The organism is Bacillus sp. PDNC022, from assembly GCF_016919285.1.
GTDB lineage: Bacteria > Bacillota > Bacilli > Bacillales > Bacillaceae > Bacillus > Bacillus safensis.
Map to the genome: position 1 here is coordinate 2,989,611 of NZ_CP070345.1, position 21,818 is coordinate 3,011,428.

The following is a 21,818-nucleotide window of genomic DNA, read 5'->3' on the forward strand; positions in this document are numbered from 1 at the left end:
ACATAAAAATCCGCAGTTTTCTTAACCCTACCTTAAAAAAGGCAGATGATTCGCTAAATTTTGGCTAATCCCCTTCACAACTTTTGGGCATTGCTGTACCATATGGAAGTGTTCTTCTATTTTTGACGGATCATGGTGTTTATCAGGAAATAGAATGATAGATGATACTTAGACAAAGAAGGAGAGGTAACGTGACGAACGTTTTAGAACTGCATAATGTATCTAGACATATTCGCGGGAAAAAGATTGTTCAAGACTTGAGCTTTTCTGTCCAAGCGGGCGAAGTCTTTGGCTTCTTAGGACCAAATGGTGCAGGGAAAACCACAACCATTCGTATGATGGTCGGTCTTTCTCCCATTACATCTGGTGACATTCTGATTAATGGTCATAGTATTCAAACCTCCTATCAGCATGCCATCCAAGATGTTGGTGCCATCATTGAAAACCCAGAAATGTATAATCATTTAACGGCAAGACAAAATCTTGTTCACTTCGCCAGAATGAATGGGAAAGTGGATGAAGGACGAATTGATGAGCTGTTAGAGCTAGTCAGCTTACAGCATGTGAAACATAAGCGTGTGCGTACGTTTTCATTAGGAATGAAGCAGCGTTTGGGCATTGCGCAGGCACTCATACATAGACCGAAACTGCTAATCTTAGATGAGCCGACCAATGGACTTGATCCTGAGGGGATTCGAATGATACGAGATTACTTGAGAAGGCTCGCGAAGGAAGAAGGGCTTGCTGTTATTGTTTCAAGTCACCTCATGTCAGAGATGGAATTGATGTGTGATCGCTTTGCGATTATCCAAACAGGAAAGCTGATTGCAATTGAGGATCAGCGTGCTGAAACGAAGCAGGATGATTTGGTTAATTATCGAATGAAGGTAGCAGCCGGGGAGCTTAAAGAAGCGCAGAAGCTCATTGGTGCATTTGAGGAAGGCGTCACTGTAAGAGAAGAGGAGCAGTACTTGTTCTTCTCTATGCCAGAAGAAAAAATGCCGGAATTAATCCGTCATTTGAGCAGCGCGTCTATTCATTTGTACGAAATCAAAATCGAAAAACAAACCTTAGAAGATAAGTTCTTAAGCTTAACAGGTAAAAAGGAGGCAGACGTATGATTCGCCTCATTCAAAACGAGTGGATGAAGATCAGTTATCGTGTTGGTACTTGGATTATGGTTGGGCTTCTTGTTTTAGGTATGGTTGCTACGCTGATCTTTGTAGTAAAAACAAATGACAAAGATCAAGCTTCAGGTGATTGGAAAACCCAGCTAGAAATGATGAATAAGGAAAACAAGAAGGAGCTCAAAGAGACAGAGAATGGTTTCTTTAAAAGAGAGCTTGAAAAAGAGATCGCTGTTAATGATTATCGAATCAAGCATAATTTACCGCCAGCTGATCAGTTTAGCCACAGTGTATGGGATTATGTGAAAACAAACGCCAATTTACTTCAGCTAGTCGGTGTGTTTGTGATCATTATTGCTTCCACCATTGTGTCGGCTGAATATAAGCATGGTACAATTAAATTATTATTGATTCGTCCACCATCAAGGCTAAAGATCCTAATATCTAAATATATTACGGTGCAGCTGTATGCTCTTTTACTAGTTGTGGTGCTATTTATTTTGTCATTCATATTGGGTGCTATTTTCTTTGGACTTAACACTGATTATGTGAATTTGGTGTATCAAAATGGTGAAGTGGTTGAACGTTCGCAGTTTGCCAATATGGTCTATTATTATCTTGCTCATTGTGCAATGTTTGTCGTGCTGGGAACACTTTCGTTCGCCATTTCAACTGTTTTTAGAAGTGAAGCTATCTCCATTGCCATTAGTGTGCTAGCTTATATTGTAGGTGGATCAATTACAGGTATTTTAATGCTCTTCTTTGATTGGTCAAAATATCTGTTATTTGCAAACGATCCATCCCAATACTTTATGGAACAGGTTACTCTTATCGAAGGTATGTCTCTAGGATTCTCACTAACAGTCCTAGTCATCTATTGGGCTATTTTCTTAGCTATTGCCTTAATCGTCTTCCAAAAGCGAGAAGTGAAAACAGGTTAATTTAACTTTTTAGGAGGTTTACACATGATTAAACGTAAAGGTGAAAAAATTATGGGGATTATTAGCATTGTCCTCAATGCCATTGGTGTCGGGTTTGGGGCATTAATCCTTTCTGTGGGTCCATCATTTTATGATGAAATCAATGAAGTGTTAAAAGAGGAAGGAGAAACCTTGCCGATTGAAACGCTTCAAGCTTCTGTCAATGCATTTGGTACTCAGTTTATGGTCGTTTCCGCAATTGCGGCCGTGCTGTCGATTGTAGGTGTAATTTTCTTGAAAACAGACCGCCGTGCCGTGCTTTCTGGTATTCTTTTCTTGGTGTCTGCAGTGACTCTGTTGATTGGAACAATCGGTTTTGCATTCGCTCCAATGGTTCTATTGTTTATCATTGGGTTGATGTCTCTTATTAGAAAGCCGAATACAGACATTCACACAAATGAATATCCTTCATAATGAAAGAAAAGACATGCGCCCAACAGCGCATGTCTTTCTTTTTAAATGATGCCAATCAGCATCGCTACGAACAGAAGGACAATACTGAATCCCCACATCCAAAAGAAGGAGTAGCGGATGTGTTTCCCCATATCAACCCCTGCAAGACCTACAGCGAGCCAAACTGCGGGAGCAAGCGGGCTGACAAAGGTTCCGATGATGTTTCCAATCATCATGGCATATGCCGCAGAAGTGCCTGTTACGCCAACTTCAGATGTAATGGATTCAACAATTGGCAGAAGGGCGTAATAATAGGCGTCTGTACTTGTCAGCATATCAAGCGGCACTCCAAGCATCCCAACAATGATATGTAAAAATGGCAGCAAGAAGGCTGGTAAAATGTGAATACTGTCCACCGCAATGGCTTTCAGCATCCCTGTCCCTTCAAGAATTCCTAAAAACGACCCTGCAGAGAAAATGACAGCCGCCATCATCAGCGCACTAGGTGCGTGTGCCTTGATTCTTTCCATTTGCAGATTCACATTCGGAAAGTTAATCAATAGTGCCAGTGACAGGCCAATCATAAACATAAAACTTGCAGGCATCACGTTCAATACGAGAAGTACCACAACACACAAAAACAGAACAAGGTTCACCCAAATGAGATGATAACGCTTTAAAGAGGCGTCTCCAGTTTCACTAATAGATTGAATGGCACGATCCCAATCTGCGCCTTCTAGTTGAACTGCAGCTATTTCATTTGCAGCGATTTTCACCCGAATTCGCTTTTCTTCCCTTTTTCCTAAAATGAATGCCATTCCTAATACGAGCACAACGCCAATGAGCTGAATTGGAATGAGCGGCACCCAGAGTTCAGAGGGGTCTATGTTCAAGACACTTGCTGCCCGTCCAGTCGGTCCTGCCCATGGAATCATATTGGTTAATCCGGCACTCGTCCCGATTAATAACAGCAGTAAATAAGGACTCATATGTAATTTTTTATAAAGCGGAAGCAGCGCAGGTACAGTTAATAAAAAGGTCGTAGCCCCTGCTCCGTCTAAGTGTGCAATAACTCCAATCAAAGCAGTTCCCATTGCAACTGTGACAACATTTCCTTTTGTCAGCTTGATTAAAGTTTTAATTACAGGTTCAAAGAACCCTGTATCTTGTAAAATGCCAAAAAATAAAATGGCGAAGATGAACATGGTCGCCACTGGCAGTACTTTGATAATCCCTTCTTCAAAGAATGATTGAATGTCATTAATCCCAAATCCTGCGATGAATGCCCCGATTAAAGGCACCATGACCATGGCAACAATTGGACTTGCTTTCCCCCAAATCAGCAATACAACAATCGTTAAAATAATCAACAATCCAACAAACGTTAACATAAGTCCCTCCCCCTACAATAAACCGTTTACATTTTCTTACTCTTTTTATCACAATGCAGTCCCATATCTGCATTGAAAAAAAGGGTATCAAAAATATGAGTATTAGGCAACCGCTTTCATACCTATAAAATGGTGAAAAAGGATGATGAAACCAGTATTGGCGCAGGATGAAACATGTCAAAAAATTTAGATAAAATATAAAGATTCAAATTTAAATATAAAATACATGAATATATAAGGGTATTTAGACTTACTAAAATGAAAGAAGCGTCCAATGAGTAGACGCCTCGTTCAATCTATTTTTTCATAATCATGTACTCGTAAGGATCAAGCTGGAGCTCTTGAGGCACATGTTGCCCTGTCAGCATATTCTCATAGCTTGCCTCTGAATCTAGTGACATGTTCTGCTGCTCTTCTGTAAAATTCATCAAAAACACATAGTCCTGCGTACCGTCTGTTCGCTTTTGTACACTGACTCCTTCTGGAATTGCAGTCGATAGGACAGGCTTTATGCCAATACCTTCGATAAGGTCTTCGTAAAACTCATCGTAAAAAGCCTGCTCATTTTCTGAGGCCATATAGTATGCTTTCCCTTTTTCTAATGAACGGACAGTTAGAGCTGGCTGTCCTTCGTAGCAGCCATTCTCAAAGTGCCCTAACACAGAGGCTGTTTCAGGATGTATGGATTCGCAGTATTGTCCGACATGATAGGTGCGTCCATTCCCTGTGGTCATTAACACATGTTCATCTGGCATCAATGTGTTGATTTCCTCTGCCCAAATGCCAAGGACATGGCGGAGAGGACCAGGGAAACCGCCGAGGAAACAGAGATCATTTTCGTCGACCATGCCGCTCCAGTAAGTCGCGATAAAAATACCGCCCTCTTTGACAAAGGCTTCAATTTTTTCTGCAACACCTGGTTTGATCATGTAGAGCATTGGTCCAATGAGCACACGATAGGATGAGAAATCCTTTTCCATCCCGACAATGTCAACAGGGATGCCTTTTTTCCAAAAGCTTCGATAGTGAGTTTGACAAGCCTCTACATAGCGTTTGTTTATATTATTTAAGCCTTGCGCATCATCAATGGCCCAGTGATTTTCCCAATCATAAATGATGGCGACCTCTGGCTCAACGGATGTGCCCGTAATTGGGTGCAGCTGCTCCAGTTGTTTCCCTAGATCAGCCACCTCTTGAAACACACGTGTATGTTCATGGCCAGAATGATCGACAACAGCACCGTGGAATTTCTCAGAGGCGCCTCGGCCTTGCCGCCACTGGAAATAAAGCACGGAGTCTGATCCGTGGGCAATTGCCTGCATGGCAGAAAGGTGTGCCATGCCTTTATGTTTGACCTTGTTCACTTCATGCCAGTTCACAAGGCTCGGCGTACTCTCCATGACGAGAAACGGCTGTCCGTCCTTTAAGGAACGATACAAATCATGTACAAAGGCAACGTTTGATGCTAATTCGGCCGTTGTTTCTCTGCCGCTATGCCAAGCAGGATAACTATCCCATGAGATCACATCGACCTCTTTTGCAAATTGATGATAATCCAGCCCAAGGAATGGACGCATATGCGGGTAGTCGCCCATAAAGTTCGTGGTTACTGGGATATGAGGTGTCAATTCCCGCAGCGGCTCAATTTCATTTTTGTAAAAATTGATTGTTTGTGCTGTGACAAAGCGTTTCCAATCTAGGTTCATGCCGTGAATCATGTGCTCCCCGTGCGGTGCAGGTGACTCGATTTGTGACCAATCACTATACGTGTGGCTCCAAAATCCAGTCCACCATGCTTGATTCAAAGCCTCAAGGTCATGATTGTATTTGTCTTTCAAATAGTCTCGAAATGCTTCCTGGCAAAGATCGCAATGACATTCGCCGCCGTACTCATTCGAAATGTGCCACATGATCAGTGCTGGATGATCCTTGTAGCGTTCCGCCAGCAGCCGGTTGAGTGTATTCGTTTTTTCTCGATAAACCGGAGAGGTGAAGCAATGATTATGGCGCAGTCCATGTAAGTTACGCTGACGATTCGCTTCGACGCGCAATACTTCTGGATATGTTTGTGACAGCCAAGCAGGTCTTGCTCCGCTTGGCGTTGCGAGAATGGCGTGTGCCCCCTGCGCTGCCAAGCGGTCCATGATGTCATCCAGCCATGCAAAGTCATACTGACCTTCTGCTGGCTCTAGCTTACTCCATGCGAAAATGTTAATGGAGAATGTTTGACAGTGTGCAAGCTTCATTAATCGAAAATCTTCTTCAATGATCTCTGGCATATGGAGCCATTGATCTGGATTGTAATCGCCACCATGCAAAAAGCCTTTCACATTTGGGTGAACGAGTGGGTAACGCTTTCCCATTTTGTCACGTCCTATCCTTTTAGTTACGGTGTCATTTGTTTAAATACATCAAGAGAAGGCAGTGCTTTCCCGTTGAAATCAAACATCGCTTGATTTTCCCACGCATTTCCGACAGTACCGGTTGTTTGGATATAAGCCAGCCCGTATTGACTAGACCACGGAGCACCTTTCGCTGGAATCCAAAGCGGCTCCCAATAAAAGAACCCTTTTCCGCGGTTGTTGTTTACTTGTGAAATTTTTTCGGATAGATCTCGTATAAAAGATGCCTGGCCTTGAGGTGAGGCGGGATAGCCAGCTGTATTGACAGAGTCTTGATTAAATGAGTTATCTAGGTTGTCACCGTTCGCTGTCGTAAACCCATAGGCGGTTTCCACCACGATCACGTCTTTGTTATAGCGGGCACTAATATCATTCATATTGGACGTAAGACCGCTAAATCCGCCGTCCCAATACGGGTAATAAGATAAACCGATCGTATCGAAGGAGACGCCTCGTTTTGTGATTTCATCAAACCACCAGCGGGATGCACCATTGTCTCCGCCATGTGCAAGGTGAAGCATGATTTTAATGTTTGAATCGACTGAGCGGACGGCATTTGTGCCAGCCCTTAGCAAAGCAGCGAGCCGATCAAATTCACCACCGCCTTCACCCCAGCTTTTTCCGTTTGGCCACAGCATACCTGAGTTCAACTCATTCCCGACCTGAACCATATTCGGCAAGGCATTTTGCGCTCTCATCGCTTTGAGCACATCGCCTGTGTAAGTGCCGACCGCTTTTTCTAAATCGCTTTGTGAGAGGGATGCCCACGCTTTCGGTTTGAATTGTTTACCGGGGTCAGTCCAGAAATCACTGTAGTGAAAATCAAGCAGCACTTTCATGTTTTGTCCTTTTGCGCGTTTTGATAAAGCGATGGCTGTATTGAGATCATTTGTGCCGCCGTTATAGGCACGGCCTTGATTGTCATATGGATGGTTCCACAGTCTGATACGCACATAGTTGACGCCTTTATCCTTTAATAGCTTAAGCGGATCAACCTGCTGTCCATTCTGGTTGTAGTATTTGCCGCCGCTTCTCTCCACTTCTGCAAGCATTGAGATATCAGCCCCTTTGATGAAATCACCTTGCAGGCCATTGATCGGCTGAACAGAAATTGAATCTGCCTTTGCTTCAGGCAAAATACCTAATCCTATCAGAAAGAAAACGACAACAGTGACAAGCAACCATTTCTTCATCAAATCTCCCCTTATCCTTTTGTCCCGCCTTGTGTAAGGCCGGATACAAATTGTTTTTGTAAAACAAGAAACAATAAAGCGACTGGAATCGCAATGAGTAAAGCCCCGGCTGCAAAGGTCGTGTAGCTGGCACCCATTTTGTCTGACACAAGATTGTACAGACCGATTGGGAGCGTATACATTTCGGGTGAGCGGACAATGACACTGGAAATGATGAAATCACCCAGTGGACCTGTAAATGAGTTGATTGCGACAACAGCTAAGATGGGCTTAGCGAGCGGCATAATAATTTGGATGAAAATCCGAAAATGCCCTGCGCCGTCCATTCTGGCTGATTCATCGAGATCCTTTGGAATCGCATCAAGATAGCCTTTCATTAAATACGTATTCATCGGAATTTGTCCACCTGCATAAATCAAAATTAGGGCAAGGTGGCTGTTAATGAGTCCAAGCATTTGAGCAAGAACAAAAATCGCTATCAGCGCTGAAAATTGAGGAATCATTTGCAGCAGCAAAAAGAGCATCAGCCCATTTTTCCGTCCTTTGAAGCGGAATCTGGAAAACGCATAGCCTGTAAAACTGACAAGAATCAGCGTTAATAGCATGGTGGCAATACTGATCTTCATTGAGTTCCAATACCATTTTGCATAAAGTGCCCCCTGACCGAAGAACAGCTCGGTGAAGTGGCTGAACGTTGGATTTTTCGGAAACATGCTTGTACTCATGAGGCTGTTCCCAGGATTAAAAGAAGCACCAATCGTCCAAAGCAGTGGATATAGAATACAAATGGAGGCAATGAAAAGGATAAAATAAGTGATGCTCAGGCGAATGAGCTTGTTTTGTTTTGATCCCATATCACATCATGTCCTCCTCTTTGAATGAATTCGTTCTCTTAAACTGCCAGAGTGCAATGGCGATGACAAAGATTGAAAGTAAGATCGTGACAGCGGCAGCGAGTGCATATTGAGAAGACTGCATCGTGAGTTTGTAAATCCAAGAAACCAAGATGTCCGTTCCCCCAGCAGTTGAGCCAGCCACAGGCGGTCCTCCGCCATTAAATAAGTAGATGATATTAAAGTTGTTAAAGTTAAACGTATATTGTGTGATTAATATAGGCGCAATGGAATAAAGGACAAGCGGTAACGTGATGGACCGGAATTTCTGAAAGAAGTTGGCCCCATCAATGGTCGCAGCTTCGTATAGATCCTCTGGAATCGCCTGCAAAACACCAGTTGTCATAATGAAAACAAAAGGAAATCCAAGCCAAGTCTGCATCGCAATGAGGGCAATTTTGCTCCAAAATGGATCTGTCAGCCATGGTTTTGGATCAATTCCAATCGATGCAAAAAGTGTGTTGTTAATGGCTCCAAATGTATCGTTGAACAGTCCGGCAAACACCAAAATGGTCACAAAACCCGGAACAGCCCAAGGAAGAATCAAAATCGTTCTAAAAAACCTTTTTCCTTTTAAATCCTTCTGATTAAGCAGAACCGCTAAAAAGATGCCGAGGGCACATTGAAGGGTGGACGCAGCCAATGTCCATACGACGGTCCAGCCAAGTACATCAATGAAGGTGTCTCTCCAAATATCAATTGAAAAGATATTTTGAAAGTTCTTGATCCCTACCCAATCGATCAGATTGGCAGGAGGCGAGTGGTATAAATCGTAGTTCGTAAAGGCAAGCGCAAAGCTGAACATAATAGGAAAGACAACAGAAAAAAGAAGTAAAAAGAAAGCAGGAGTGCTCATTAAGTAAGGAAAGCCTTGGTCGATAAGCTGATGATATTGAGCTCGGATGGAATGAAGCGGAACCCCTTGATCACGTTTCTTTCCGTTCATAAAAGCATCACGCATCATGAGTACGTAAAAACCGATACCAAAACCAGCTGTTAACAGGGCAATTATCCCTTTTGCCAAAAGGAAAACAGAATTGTCACGAGGCAGCATCGTACCAAGTGTGAACAGCCCCCAAAAGCCAATATTGAATAAATCATAAAATACGATGAAAAAAGAGACGCCGAACAGGAAAAAAAGTGCCCCTTTGCCGTACTGCTTGTTGTATATCTGCCCCATCCCGGGTATTAAGGAGAACATTAGCGCCCGTCTCCGGTGTGTCTTTGATTCCACTATGTGTGTGCGGTCTAGTTCAAGGTTACCCGTCACGTCTAACACCTACTTCATATGAAATTAGATCAAATACGGGCAGCTTGATAGACGTAAATGCTACCCGTGTTTGATGATTATTTAGAGTGATTTGCTTTAATTTGAGAGTCGATTTGATTGACGGCATCATCAAATGCCTTTTTCACATCTGTCCGGCCGGTTGCAATGAGACCTAATGCGCTGTCAATCGGCTTCCACACCTCTGCCATTTCTGGGTTGTTCGGTGTCAGTGTGGCATATTTCGTTTGTTTTGAAATAGCATCTGCATTGGCGTTTTTAGTAATGATTGGATCTTTCATCAGCTTTTTCACTGGTGGAATTTCCTCTGTCACTTCGAATCGCTTCTTCGAATTTTTTTCATTCGTGATAAACTCAACAAATTTCTCAGCAAGTTCTTTATTTTTAGAATAAGAGGAGACGTTGTAGCTCTTTACACCTAAGAATGAGCTCATATGCTTTCCGTTAGGGAGTGTTGGCAGCTCTGTTACGCCATAGTCAATTCCAGCTTCTTTATATGGACCAAATGACCATGGACCAGAAATGACAGCTGCCGCCTTTTTCTCTGTGAATAAGGAGTTGAGGACATTGATTCCTTGTTCACCAATGATGCCTTTTGGGAAAAGTCCTTCGCTAAAGAATTTTTGAATGTATGCTCCGCCTTCGATGGCGCCATCGTTGTTCAGACCAATGTCATTGACATCATAAGAGCCGTCGCTTTTCTGTTTGAAAATATAGCCCCCTGATCCACCTAACACACTTTGTGCATAGTAAATTTCATCCCATTTCGCAACAAAACCGTATTTCCCGTCTTTTGTCAGCTTTTTCGAAAGGTCATACCAGCCATCAAGTGTAGTTGGTGCCTTTTTGACAAGGTCTTTGTTATAGAAAAGCACTGTCGTTTCAACAGATTTCGGAAGGCCATACAGCTTGCCGTCTACCGTTTGTGATTGAATGGATTCGTCTGTGAAGGAATTGATCACTTTTTGATCAGGTTTGATTTCCTGTAATAGTCCTTCAGTGACGGCTGATCCAATTTGATCGTGAGGCATCGTGATGACGTCTGGGCCTGTCCCAGCTGCTCCATCAAGGCGGAGAGCTTCGATTTGGTCGGCATACGCTTTTTCGACCACTTTGATTTTCACATCGTTTTGTTTTTCGAATTCTTTTACAGCGTCTTGAATCCCATCAGACTTTTTGACATCCTCCCATACTAGCAAGGTCTTTGTACCTGTAGATGCTGGCTGAGTCCCGCTTGAATTGTCATCTCCTGGCCCGCATGCTGAAAGCAGAAGCACAGCAGTACCGACAACTGCTGATAATGTCGCCCATTTTCCCTTTTTCATTGGTAATCCCCTCTCGTTCTTTTTTCACAGATGATAAGAAAACGCTTTCTTAATGTGAGAATATCAACTTAAGTAAAAAAAGTAAACATATTTTATTAAATTTATTAAGTAAAATTTTTTACTCGTATAGAGAGAAAAGAAGCCCTCCACATGAGGAGGGGCTTCCAGTTGATTATATGGTGCTTTTCCGAAAGACAGGTTCGGAGGCAATTAGCACAGTTTTAGGTAGTGTTCTGCCGTCCACAAGTCTTTCTAAAAGTAAATCGATCGCTGTCTCACAAAGTAATGACGTATGGATATGATACGTGGTGAGCGGCGGTGACACATATTGAGACACATGAATATCGTTGATACTAAAGACGCTGACGCGGTTCGGCAGAGAAAATCCTCGCTCATTTAATGCTTGTAAGCAGCCGATGGCAAGAGGATCACTAGCGACACAAAAAGCGGTGGGCAGATCATCACCAAGCTCGTCAATCGCCTTCATCATCAGCGAATAGCCTTCATCTACTGAGAAATGGTGGCCGATATAGACCAATCGCTCATCAAGCACATTGCGGGTCATCATGTATTCACGGAAAGTCGTTTCACGAATATCTGGAATATGAACATTCGTATTCAGATCAAGGTCTGTGCCGCCAATGAATCCAATAGATGTGTGCTCTTTTTCGATAAAAGAATCGATGATCTTTTCAACAATTCGTTTCAGGTTCGGCTTTACAGAATCAAAACGGTCTTCATCTGGCGTCGTATCAATAAAGACAATGTGCGGAGTGATTGCATGTAATTGGTCAAGCTCTGACGTTTTAAATCGGCCGATGGCGATGATTCCTTCTGTAGTAGGATCAATGGATTGAAGTCCATCAGACGGATTGTAAGCGGTAACATTTAGACTCCGAGTATTGGTGAGTTCCTCAATGCCGAGTCGAATGGATTTAAAATAAATATCTTCAAGCTCTTCCTTCTCGGTCATCCAATAGAGAAAGGCGATTTTTTTTAATGAATGCTTGAATGTCTTCTTTTGATAGGACAAAGCTTCTGCGGCGGCATATACTTTTTCGCGTGTTTGATCGGTGACAGATAGGTTGGGATCTTGGTTTAGTACGCGTGATACCGTTGCAATGGATAAGCCTGCTTTTTCTGCAATGTCCTTTATTTTAGCTGCCAAATCAGCACCTCCTATAGAAAATATCTCCTCTTAGTATAGAGTCTTTAAAAAAATTAGTAAATATTTTTATTAAATTGTTTTCGTTTAGGCGGTTCTTTACGTGCTGGAAAGGAATTAGTAAGATATATATAGGTAAGGTGTTGGATTAAGATTTCTGATAGGAGAGGGACCGATGTATTACGATGCACTGAAGACATTTGTGACAGTGGTGGAGGAGAAGAACTTTACAAAAGCAGCCCAAAAACTGCGGATTTCTCAGCCGAGTGTCAGTCTTCATATTAAGAACTTGGAGCAGGAATTCCAGACCGTTCTGCTGAATCGTTCGCCAAAGCAATTAACCGTTACACCAACTGGGGATATGCTGTACCATCGATCAAAACAAATCATTCGTCTCTATGAACAGGCGAAGCAGGACATTTATGAGCATCATCATTTGGCAAGAGGAAAGCTGACCATCGGGGCGAGTTTCACAATTGGTGAGTATGTGCTGCCGCAAATATTGGCGGAATTTCATCAGCTCTATCCGCATGTTGATATTGAGGTGGTCATTGATAATACAGAGGCGATCGCTAGACATGTCCGTTTATTCCATGTCGACATCGGTTTGATCGAAGGACAGACCAATGACAAAGAGCTTTCTGTAGAAACTTTTCTAGAGGACGAGCTTTATATTGTGGCGCCATTAGATCATCCTTTTGCCAAGAGAAAAGATGTCACCATTGATCAATTACAAAACGAAACATGGATCACGAGAGAAGAGGGATCAGGGACAGGAGAATATTTACAGCATGTCCTGAAATCAAATGGACTGAAAGCACGAACCTTTGTGACCTTTAGCAGCAATCAAGCCATTAAAGAAGCTGTGATCCATGGAATGGGTCTTTCTGTTTTATCTAAATATGTCCTCCAGCGAGGCAGCATTGGCGGTGAATTAGCTGTTATTTCTGTCAGAGGCATGGATTTCAAACGAAAGTTCTCCTATGTCGAGTCACCGATGACCGGGGGAAATAAAAATAAGGAATTGCTCGTTGAATTGTTAAGGAAAGAGAAAAAGGACGCTTCTCCTCAGTAGGAGAAACGTCTTTTTTATAACCCTTTAATTTTGATTTCATCGACTGGAAGGAAAATCTCACCTGTATCTGTGTATTTCATGGTGACCTGATCGCCTTCTTTTAAATAAATGACGAGAGGTTCCTTTTCAGATGACATGGTGTAGCTTTTTCCATCGTCTAGCAGGAAGGTGACGGTTGTATAATCACCGGTCTTTTCTTTGTAGACTCGTTTGACCTTCCCTGCCGCTTCTTTCTTTTCCTGCTTAGAGGAACTGTTAACGGTACCGCCGCCCTTTTGAAGAGCTGTCTTATAGGCTCTCAGTGCTTCGTTTGGTGTAGAAGCATACGCAGCGATTTCTGGATTGGCTGCAGAAACGATAAAGTAGTTTTGCAGGAATCCATTTGAATCGAGAACAGGTGTGAGCCAGCTGGCTTCTCCATAGAAATTATAGAGAATCGGCATGCGCCCTTTCCATTTTTTCTCGATGAATCGTTTCTCAATAATTTGCAGAGCGCCCTGAGAATCCATGTAGGATTCTTCAAGATTTCCGGTATAATAAGTCGCTTTTCCTGTCCGGGCATTGGTCAGGGCATATCCGAGCATGGAATCAACGCCCTCTTTCGGACTTGTGAAATCTGTGAAGTAATACATATCTCCTTTTGAATCAAACACTGGGCTCACATTGGCTTCCGTTCCTTCATCGGAAGGCAGCTTTACATCTGACTTTCCAAACATACTGTTCCAGAACCCGTGAATATAGTTTCCGAAATAGCTGTTTTGCAGACTGACTGCCTCTGGTGAAACAGCACCGTCGATAAAGGCAGGTACTTGATCTAGGGCATATTTCTTCGTCGCACCCGTTTTGGCATCAACAACGACCACACCGGAAGCTTTAAAGCCGTTTCGGGCAGAGATGAAATCGCCATACGTTTGAATGTAATAAGGCTTGCCATCATCATTGATTTCCAGCTGTGTACCGCCGTAGAAAATCAAATCTGGGTACTGGAGACGGATATGCCGCTCAATTTCTTTGTTGAAATAGGAGGAAGGCGTATAGACCATCTCTGTTTTCACGAATTTTGGATTAGCAGATGAGTCGGTCGCACTTAATGTAAAGTAACCCGGCGTGCTGCCTGCACGAATCCATTTAAAGAAGTCCGAGAACTCCACTGGAGCGATGTATACATACTCACCGTTGACCTTCTGAATTTGCAAGCTGCCAAGCTCATAGTAGCTTGTGTTTGGAACCTGTCCAAACGATTTCTTCATTTTGTTCCGAGCAAATTGAGGCGGTACACTCGCAGGTGTTTCTGTCTCATCAAACGCTTTGATTTCTACTTTTTGATCCATTTTCGAGACATCAAATTTCTCATTCGCATTGAATAGGAAAGCTGTCGCCATGTAAACACCGAGCAGCAATAGAATAAGAAACAGCACACCTTTGATCTTACGCTCCAATCCTACTGACAAAAAGGCGCCTGCTGCTGTCACAACAAGACCAATCAGCCATAGAGATGAAGGGTTACGATCTAAATTGGTGATGTAATAGAATACAAAAATACCGATCATGAACAGCAAAGCAAGGCCTGCAATCCACATGAGCGGCACCTGCTGTTCTGTCCCTTTCTTTCTAACGATCAACCTGAGCGGTGTGAGCAAAAGGGTCAAGACAAGACCGATCACTACCGAAAATAACAAAATATATCCCACAAACAGATCTCCTTTCAAATCAATCACTCTTTTAGTATATACGAGTGAGGAGGGGAAAAGATTCATTGGATGGAAGGTTCATCTAAATGCCAATCGAGTTGATGGCACATTGAACATCTTCTTTCAGTTCGTAAAACTTGAGTCTTTGTTCAATTTTTTCTATTAAGGCGTCTATGGCTTCACCTGACATATGCGTATGGATGCGCTGTTGCTGTTTATACACTTTGACCAGAAGGTCGTCAATTAGATCTAAAATTTTTTCCGCTTCTTGGCGATCTTCTGCAAATTCATTTTGAAGCTGATGCCGGATGGCTCTGATAAGTGCCGTTTTCTGTTCTTCTTTGATCTTTGCTTTCAAAGCCGCCAGCTCTGCTGGTGTCATGTCTTCCGTGTCAAAGTTTGCTTTTGAGAAGATGGAGCTTGATGTATGCGTATCTGTCATTCTTTGCAAAAAACGATCTGCATCTGTTGGTTGTTTCTTTGAAAATTCCATTTATCGTACTCCTTAAGAAATACCCATGTTCTTCGCCAGGGCTGTATCTGCATCATGGTATTGTTTTCCTAGCTCGCTCATATCGTCTGATATTGAGTCCAGCCATCTTTTTAAATTCATAGCGTTATCAATCGCTTTATCATACTTTTTGACCGAATAGAACTCATTCTCAAGACCCTCTGTTTTTAAGTGGCGAATCACAGCATCCACATCTGAAGCCGTCAGCTGATCATAAGAACCAAAGCCAACAATTTGTTTATACCTTGAGCGTACCCGTTCTACAGATTGATCCACTTTGTCATCGAGTTTCTCAATTTTACGAATGATTTGCTGCATATGGTGATCGGCATATGTCGAGAATTTACGCCCTGTGTTCATGAGAACGTGGGACTTAATTAAAATCGCCACCACACTATGAGGATCAACATTTGATTGACTCAACTGATGTAACATGGCTGTGGTAAGTGAAGGATTTTTTCTCAACATATCATCAATGGTTTGAACGGAGCCGTCTGGCGAAAAGGTATAACGATCTAATCCATGGCTGCCAGCGATTGCTTCAAGGAATAAATTCGCATCCAGTGAAGGATTTACACTCATTGCCCGATTGAGGAGGTCTTTCATGAATTGGACGGCTTTTGAGGAGTCCTCGGAGTAATCGACGCCTTCGGGGAGAGCGGCATCATACATCACTTTCACTCGACCGATTTCTGTCGTATGCCGATTTAAAAGAGAAAGCCCGTCATTGAGATTGATATATTCTGTTAATCTACTGCGGTAATCGCCTTTTAATGCTTTAGCCTGTAGACCATCTGATAGATTTGGATAAATATTTGGATTCTCAAATGTGACCCCGCCTTGAATAAAGTCGTTTTTGACAAGAACATAGGAAGCATTTGACCCGCCGAGTGAATGACCTGTCACATACATTTTGGCATTCGGCATTTTCTTATGTATTTCTTTCGCATATCGATCCGCTTGAACCATTTGATTCTCTGCACCATGCTCAAATGGAATATTTTTAATCAGATACTTTGTATCCGAAACCATCCAATCTTGAACAATTTCATTTGTATAGGCGGTTGTGCCTGTTGTCAACTTAGTCGTCACTTCCTGTGAACCCTTCGATCGACTAAAAGGAGGCAGCTTCGTCAAAATGGTAGAAAGAAGATCATCTGACTCTTTTTTTCCATGTTTTTTAATGGTATCTTTATATTGGCCTGCACCAATCGGTTCAGAACCACGGTAAGCGATGACTGCGTTTTTGATTTTGGTGAGGTCTTTTCCTTTGTTTGAAATACGATAATCTTCTCTTGAGACAAGGGTTAGTGCATTAAGGCCGTTTCTAGTTTCTTTGTAGTCAATTACGTGCATGATTTTTCCGTCGTTTAATTTAATTATTTTGGATGCGTTATAATTTTCTATTTTATAGGATTCTTCTGATATTAAGATATAGTCTTGATCGTTAAGTTGAAATTCGGATGTTTTTTTAGACAAAAATGTCACTCCTGTAATATTTATCTTAATAATTATATTATAGACTTTGATAAATTTCTATTGTAAGTGTGAGGAGATTAAGCCCATGATTAAAAATTTAAAAGGTGGCTATTGTTACTAATGAAGAATACAGTAAAGTTTTTAATTGTTTTGGCTATCATAATAATTATTTCAATATCTGCATTAATTTCTCAAAATAAAAAACTAAGTAAGCCAAATGATTCAGGAGGAAAGAATACAGTGCAAGAAAAAGAGAAAAGTGAACAACAAAAGGCAGAAGAATTTGCAAAAAAAATGAGACCGAAAATCGAAAAAGATCTACATGAAATGGATATACATCATTTTATAAAGGATATCACTTTTGAAAATGAAGTGACCATTAGTCCGATGGGTTTTATTGTAGTTAGAGGATATGTGAATGATGAGCCAGAAAAATTCAATTTCTCCGCTTCATTAAAGTATAGAACAAAAGAAATCGGTTCAATGAGTTATTCAGCAGAACTAGGAGATCGTTTTGAGAACTGGGATGATTTTGATCCTCAAGTGAAAGAAGACTATCTGAATAGTTTATCTAAAAAAGAACGCGAACAATATCTGGAAGACATTGGAGAAAAAGAGTAGAACAGGTACTAGCCTACCTGTTTTTATTTTGTCAAATGCATTTGTAGACTGATTAAAAGTATATTAAGGAGTTTTTGCTTTTCATGAGAAATACATTGAAATTTTCTATCATAATTGTGGTCGCCGTCATCTCCGTAACTGTGTTTGTTGTAGAGTACATTCATCAGAGTTTTTCAGATGAAGTAGTGCAAGAGAAAAGTGATCAAGAAAAGGTAGAAAAATTCGCAGAAAAGATGAAACCAAAAATTGAAGAACGTTTACATGAAGAAGATATTCACAATTTTATCAGAACCATCACATTTTAAAAAAATGTATCTATAAGCCCTATGGGTTATGTCACAGTTGATGGATATATAAATAATGAGCCTGATAAATACCATTTTTCTGCATCATTAATATACAAATCTAATGAAATAGGTTCGATGAGTCATTCCCCTGATTTATCAGATCGCTTTGAGAACTGGGATGACTTTGATCCTCAAGTAAAAGAAGATTTTCTAAATAGTCTTTCAGAAAAAGAACGGGAACAGTATCTGAAAGACATTGGAGAAAAAGAGTAATAAGATCAACCTTCTAATATTACCCAAATAGTTGAAACAGGCATATGCTATCATTCACCTAACAACACTTACAAACAAGGGAGAGATTTCACCTATGGCAAATACAAAGAAATTGATCTTAGATGTAGATACTGGAATCGATGATGCGATTGGGATTTTGCTGGCAGTGAAAAGTAAGCAGTTTGATATTTTGGGGATTACTACTGTGTGCGGGAATGTGCCTGTCGATGCGGCTACATTGAATACGTGTAAAGTGCTTGAGCTGGTTGAGGCAGATAACATTCCTGTCATCAAAGGTTCAGCAACCCCTCTTTTAAGAGCACCTCATTATGAACATCGGGTGCACGGAGAGGATGGAATTGGCGGTGCTTTAAAGGATGTCCGGCCAAAGAAAACATCAGATGCTGGTTTTGCGCCTGATTTTATCATAGAACAAGTGCTACAGTATTCGAAGCAGGTCACGCTTGTGTTGACAGGACCTTTAACGAATTTAGCCATTGCGGTGAAAAAATGCCCTGAGCTGATTCATCATGTGAAAGAAGTCATTTTTATGGGTGGTGTCGTGAAGGGGCAGGGGAACGTCACACCAGTTGCGGAATTCAATACATATGCGGACCCAGAAGCAGCGAAATTGGTGCTGGATGCTGGGTTCCCTTCATTGACTCAAGTGGGGTTAGATGTCACGAGACAGGTCTTGTTAACGGATGAGAGAATCGATGCCATTCAAAATGAAACGTTGGCAGCTTACATCAGAGAGAGTACAAGCATTTACCGCCAGCGCTATTTTGAGCGCAATGGTGTGTGGGCGTGTGCCATGCATGATCCGCTTGCTGTAAGTCTTGCCATTAACAAGGAGCTTGTAAGCACACAGGCTTTTCATGTAGAAGTGGAGACGAAGAGTGAGTTTTGTGACGGTCAAATGATCTGTGATTTTCAGCACCAGTGGGAGAAAGAGCGTAATGTCCAAGTGTGTACCGATGTAGATGCTGAAGCTTTTTTTGATTTATTGATCAAAACGATGAATTCATAAAAAAGAAGTCTGTGCAAACAGGCTTCTTTTTTATAAGATGGGAACATGAGGAAATGTATGCGCTCACATAAATAAGGGAGGAGTGAAGTCAATTGGCTTCTGTCAGTTTAAGTAGTATTGAAAAAATACGCGCAGCAAGCAGAGGATTGCCGCCAAAGCTGAAAGGAATTGCAGAACATATTACGAGTGAACCTGGCGACATTATTCATTTGTCTATTGTCGAGCTTGCCAAAAAGACAGCGAGTTCAGAGGCAACGATTTTTCGTCTTTGTAAAAGGCTTGGATTTGAGGGTTTTCAAGATTTGAAGATTGCAATTGCCCAGGAAATAGATCAAACAAAGCCTGATTATGTAGATGAAGAAATGAGTCTTGATGATGATACAGCTGTTTTTATGCAAAAGGTTTTTCAGGCGAATATATCCGCATTAAAGGATAGCTTTCAATTGTTGAATCCAGAGGATGTAGAAAAAGCGATAAAAATCATTCATGAAGCAAAGCGCTTAGAGTTTTATGGGAGTGGCGGGTCCGGCCTCATTGCAACAGACGCTTTTCATAAATTTATGAGGACAGGTATCAACTGTATTGTTCACACCGATTCTCATTTCCAAGCGATGTCTGCCGGTCTTCTCGACCAGCACAGTACAGTGATCGGTATATCTCATTCTGGCCGTAATAAAGATTTACTCGATGCGATGAATACAGCAAAGGAAAAAGGAGCGAAAACCATCGGTATTACAAGCTATCAGCGCTCTCCATTGAGCCAGCTTGCCGATGTCACGTTGTATACTTCGACGCAAGAAACGGCTTTTCGAACAGAAGCGATGTCTGCAAGACTTGCTCAGCTCACTGTCATTGACGTACTATACTTTGCCCTTGCACACTTAAGGCAGCAGGAAACTTTAACAAATTTAAAACAAATGAGAGAAACCATTTCACAAAAAAGGGTGTAATGGTTTCAAAAATAAATTTTTCTATTAGTGAAAAATGCCGTTGTGGTAACGATTGTGAGCTTTTAAGTGAAAATAATTTTCTTTTCAGTCGTTGAATGTCGAAAAAATTATTCCTATAATGGGATTTAACAGGTATATCAAAACAATAAATATGATTTCAAATCAATGATTGGGCGTGATACAGATGAAGGGAAACCAGGCGGTAATTGGTTTGGATATTGGAACAACAAGTACAAAGGCGGTGCTGTTTGGACCACAGGGGAAAGTGATAGCAAAACATTCGGTTCCTTATGATCTCATTCAGCCCCAGCCAGCATGGGTTGAACAAGACCCTGAACATATATTAGAAGCTGTCATTGCAAGTGTAAGAGGTGCGTTGACGAAAGCAGCATTTGATGCAAAACATCTCATAGGCATCGGGATTAGTACAGCGATGCATTCCTTGATTGTGATGGATAAGGATGGCCAGGCGTTAACGAACAGTATCATTTGGGCAGATAACAGAAGTGCAGAGCAAGCGAAGCGAATCACTTCAGACATGGACGGCTTCGAAGTGTATAAAAGAACCGGCACGCCGATCCATCCAATGTCACCGCTTTCAAAAATACGGTGGATCAAGGAAATGGCACCTGATGTCTTCAAAAAGGCAGCGAAATTTATTTCCATTAAAGAATATATTCTTTATCATTTCTTCGGTCAGTATGTCGTCGATTATTCAATCGCTTCAGCAACGGGACTGTTCCGTTTGGAAACGCTTCAATGGGATGAGCAGGCGCTTCGCATTGCTGGAATTGATGCCAGTCAATTGTCTGAACTTGTCTCCACGACGCATCAGCTGAGAGGTCTTCAGCCAGAGATTGCCCTAAGAATGGGCATTGCGGAAGATACACCATTTGTGGTTGGTGCGAATGATGGGGTTCTAGCGAATTTAGGTGTGGGCGCAATTGGAAAAGGTGAGGTGGCTGTCACGATTGGGACAAGCGGTGCAGTCCGTACGGTCGTGGACAAACCAATAACAGATGAGCAATCAAGAACGTTCTGCTATGCGTTGACTGATAAGCATTGGGTGGTTGGAGGACCGACGAATAATGGCGGGATCATGCTGAGATGGCTGAAGGATGAATTTGGTTCCTCGGAGGTGGAGGTAGCAAAGCGCCTTGGAGTGGACCCTTACGACCTGATGATTGATATTGCAAAAAAAGTTCCAGCCGGCTCAGAGGGGCTGCTGTTTCTGCCATTTTTAACAGGTGAGCGTGCACCTTATTGGAATCCAAATGCGAGAGGCACTTTCTTTGGGATTGGTCTTCAGCATAAGCGGGAGCATTTTATAAGAGCTGTGTTAGAAGGCGTCATCATGAGTGTTTTCTCGATCGGTGTTGCCTTAAGGGATTTAACCGGTTCAGCAAAGGATGTCAGGGCGTCAGGCGGATTTGCGCGATCTCCGCTTTGGCGGCAAATTTTAGCGGATACAATGGGAAGGGAAGTACTTGTCCCAGAAAGCTACGAGGCATCAGCACTTGGGGCGGCTGTGCTCGCACTTCATAGTTTAGGTTATATGGAAGAGATAGAAGAGGTTCAAGATTGGATTCGAATCTCTGCCCGTCATGAACCAAATATGGAGAACAATGAAACATACATAGAAATGTTTTATTTATATGAGCGTCTCTATGACAAACTGAAGGATGAATTTGATGTCATTAGTGCGCTGCAATTAAAACAAAATCATTAAACATCAGGGAAAAGG

18 protein-coding genes and 1 pseudogene are annotated in these 21,818 nt (G+C 42.0%); 9 read left to right on the top strand and 10 right to left on the bottom strand.

The window, feature by feature from the left end; genetic code table 11:
- Positions 1 to 191 precede the first annotated feature (191 nt).
- Genes JVX94_RS15290 through JVX94_RS15300 form a run of 3 tightly spaced genes read left to right on the top strand, consistent with a single transcriptional unit; the run spans position 192 to position 2,521 of the window.
- Positions 192 to 1,121, top strand: a complete 930-nt coding sequence (locus JVX94_RS15290) for an ABC transporter ATP-binding protein (protein ID WP_203129055.1) — start codon at positions 192 to 194, stop codon at positions 1,119 to 1,121.
- Positions 1,118 to 2,068 (top strand): ABC transporter permease, encoded by a 951-nt coding sequence (locus JVX94_RS15295; protein ID WP_203129054.1) that lies wholly within the window; start codon positions 1,118 to 1,120, stop codon positions 2,066 to 2,068. The genes JVX94_RS15290 and JVX94_RS15295 overlap by 4 nt, the downstream gene beginning before the upstream one ends.
- A gap of 24 nt (positions 2,069 to 2,092) precedes the next feature.
- Positions 2,093 to 2,521: a DUF4064 domain-containing protein gene (locus JVX94_RS15300; RefSeq protein ID WP_095409956.1), complete on the top strand. Its 429-nt coding sequence runs from the start codon at positions 2,093 to 2,095 to the stop codon at positions 2,519 to 2,521.
- A 41-nt stretch (positions 2,522 to 2,562) separates the two neighbouring features.
- On the opposite strand, the gene JVX94_RS15305 is transcribed toward JVX94_RS15300, so the two are convergent.
- The 7 genes from JVX94_RS15305 to JVX94_RS15335 form a co-directional block, all read right to left on the bottom strand.
- On the bottom strand, positions 2,563 to 3,891 hold the full coding sequence (locus tag JVX94_RS15305) for a CitMHS family transporter (RefSeq protein ID WP_095409955.1): 1,329 nt from the start codon (positions 3,889 to 3,891) through the stop codon (positions 2,563 to 2,565).
- Between the two features lie 296 nt (positions 3,892 to 4,187).
- Positions 4,188 to 6,254 carry a beta-galactosidase gene (locus tag JVX94_RS15310; protein ID WP_205183659.1) on the bottom strand — a complete coding sequence of 689 codons (2,067 nt, stop codon included), beginning with the start codon at positions 6,252 to 6,254 and terminating at the stop codon, positions 4,188 to 4,190.
- Positions 6,255 to 6,277: 23 nt separating this feature from the next.
- Complete coding sequence (locus tag JVX94_RS15315) at positions 6,278 to 7,486, bottom strand: glycoside hydrolase family 53 protein (RefSeq protein WP_205183662.1); 1,209 nt, start codon at positions 7,484 to 7,486, stop codon at positions 6,278 to 6,280.
- Positions 7,487 to 7,497: 11 nt separating this feature from the next.
- Complete coding sequence (locus JVX94_RS15320; RefSeq protein ID WP_012011808.1) at positions 7,498 to 8,340, bottom strand: sugar ABC transporter permease; 843 nt, start codon at positions 8,338 to 8,340, stop codon at positions 7,498 to 7,500.
- Position 8,341: 1 nt separating this feature from the next.
- Positions 8,342 to 9,580 (bottom strand): carbohydrate ABC transporter permease, encoded by a 1,239-nt coding sequence (ganP, locus tag JVX94_RS15325; protein ID WP_144484310.1) that lies wholly within the window; start codon positions 9,578 to 9,580, stop codon positions 8,342 to 8,344.
- 146 nt (positions 9,581 to 9,726) lie between these two features.
- Positions 9,727 to 10,992 (bottom strand): galactooligosaccharide ABC transporter substrate-binding protein GanS, encoded by a 1,266-nt coding sequence (gene ganS, locus JVX94_RS15330; RefSeq protein WP_095409951.1) that lies wholly within the window; start codon positions 10,990 to 10,992, stop codon positions 9,727 to 9,729.
- Between the two features lie 172 nt (positions 10,993 to 11,164).
- The gene (locus tag JVX94_RS15335; RefSeq protein WP_144484120.1) at positions 11,165 to 12,160 is read right to left on the bottom strand and encodes a LacI family DNA-binding transcriptional regulator; all 996 of its coding nucleotides are present in this window, start codon (positions 12,158 to 12,160) and stop codon (positions 11,165 to 11,167) included.
- 172 nt (positions 12,161 to 12,332) lie between these two features.
- Between JVX94_RS15335 and JVX94_RS15340 the strand changes: the two genes are divergently transcribed.
- Entirely contained in the window at positions 12,333 to 13,232 is a 900-nt protein-coding gene (locus JVX94_RS15340) for a LysR family transcriptional regulator (RefSeq protein WP_024427566.1), read from the top strand.
- A gap of 14 nt (positions 13,233 to 13,246) precedes the next feature.
- Here the strand turns inward: JVX94_RS15340 and JVX94_RS15345 are convergent, their stop codons facing one another.
- The 3 genes from JVX94_RS15345 to JVX94_RS15355 all read right to left on the bottom strand — a co-directional run bounded on the left by JVX94_RS15345 (position 13,247) and on the right by JVX94_RS15355 (position 16,922).
- On the bottom strand, positions 13,247 to 14,923 hold the full coding sequence (locus JVX94_RS15345; RefSeq protein ID WP_151039592.1) for a hypothetical protein: 1,677 nt from the start codon (positions 14,921 to 14,923) through the stop codon (positions 13,247 to 13,249).
- A gap of 82 nt (positions 14,924 to 15,005) precedes the next feature.
- Positions 15,006 to 15,416 carry a hypothetical protein gene (locus tag JVX94_RS15350; protein ID WP_095409948.1) on the bottom strand — a complete coding sequence of 137 codons (411 nt, stop codon included), beginning with the start codon at positions 15,414 to 15,416 and terminating at the stop codon, positions 15,006 to 15,008.
- Positions 15,417 to 15,428: 12 nt separating this feature from the next.
- Positions 15,429 to 16,922 (bottom strand): lipase family protein, encoded by a 1,494-nt coding sequence (locus JVX94_RS15355; RefSeq protein ID WP_240193776.1) that lies wholly within the window; start codon positions 16,920 to 16,922, stop codon positions 15,429 to 15,431.
- 111 nt (positions 16,923 to 17,033) lie between these two features.
- Here JVX94_RS15355 and JVX94_RS15360 point away from each other — a divergent pair, with 111 nt between their 5' ends.
- The 5 genes and pseudogenes from JVX94_RS15360 (at position 17,034) to gntK (ending at position 21,803) form a co-directional block, all read left to right on the top strand.
- On the top strand, positions 17,034 to 17,534 hold the full coding sequence (locus JVX94_RS15360; RefSeq protein WP_095409946.1) for a DUF1433 domain-containing protein: 501 nt from the start codon (positions 17,034 to 17,036) through the stop codon (positions 17,532 to 17,534).
- 83 nt (positions 17,535 to 17,617) lie between these two features.
- Positions 17,618 to 18,094: pseudogene (locus JVX94_RS15365) on the top strand (DUF1433 domain-containing protein).
- 94 nt (positions 18,095 to 18,188) lie between these two features.
- The gene (locus tag JVX94_RS15370; RefSeq protein ID WP_205183668.1) at positions 18,189 to 19,124 is read left to right on the top strand and encodes a nucleoside hydrolase; all 936 of its coding nucleotides are present in this window, start codon (positions 18,189 to 18,191) and stop codon (positions 19,122 to 19,124) included.
- Positions 19,125 to 19,216: 92 nt separating this feature from the next.
- Positions 19,217 to 20,074, top strand: a complete 858-nt coding sequence (locus JVX94_RS15375; RefSeq protein ID WP_197197537.1) for a MurR/RpiR family transcriptional regulator — start codon at positions 19,217 to 19,219, stop codon at positions 20,072 to 20,074.
- A gap of 184 nt (positions 20,075 to 20,258) precedes the next feature.
- Positions 20,259 to 21,803 carry a gluconokinase gene (gntK, locus tag JVX94_RS15380; protein WP_095409944.1) on the top strand — a complete coding sequence of 515 codons (1,545 nt, stop codon included), beginning with the start codon at positions 20,259 to 20,261 and terminating at the stop codon, positions 21,801 to 21,803.
- The last annotated feature ends 15 nt before the right edge of the window (positions 21,804 to 21,818 follow it).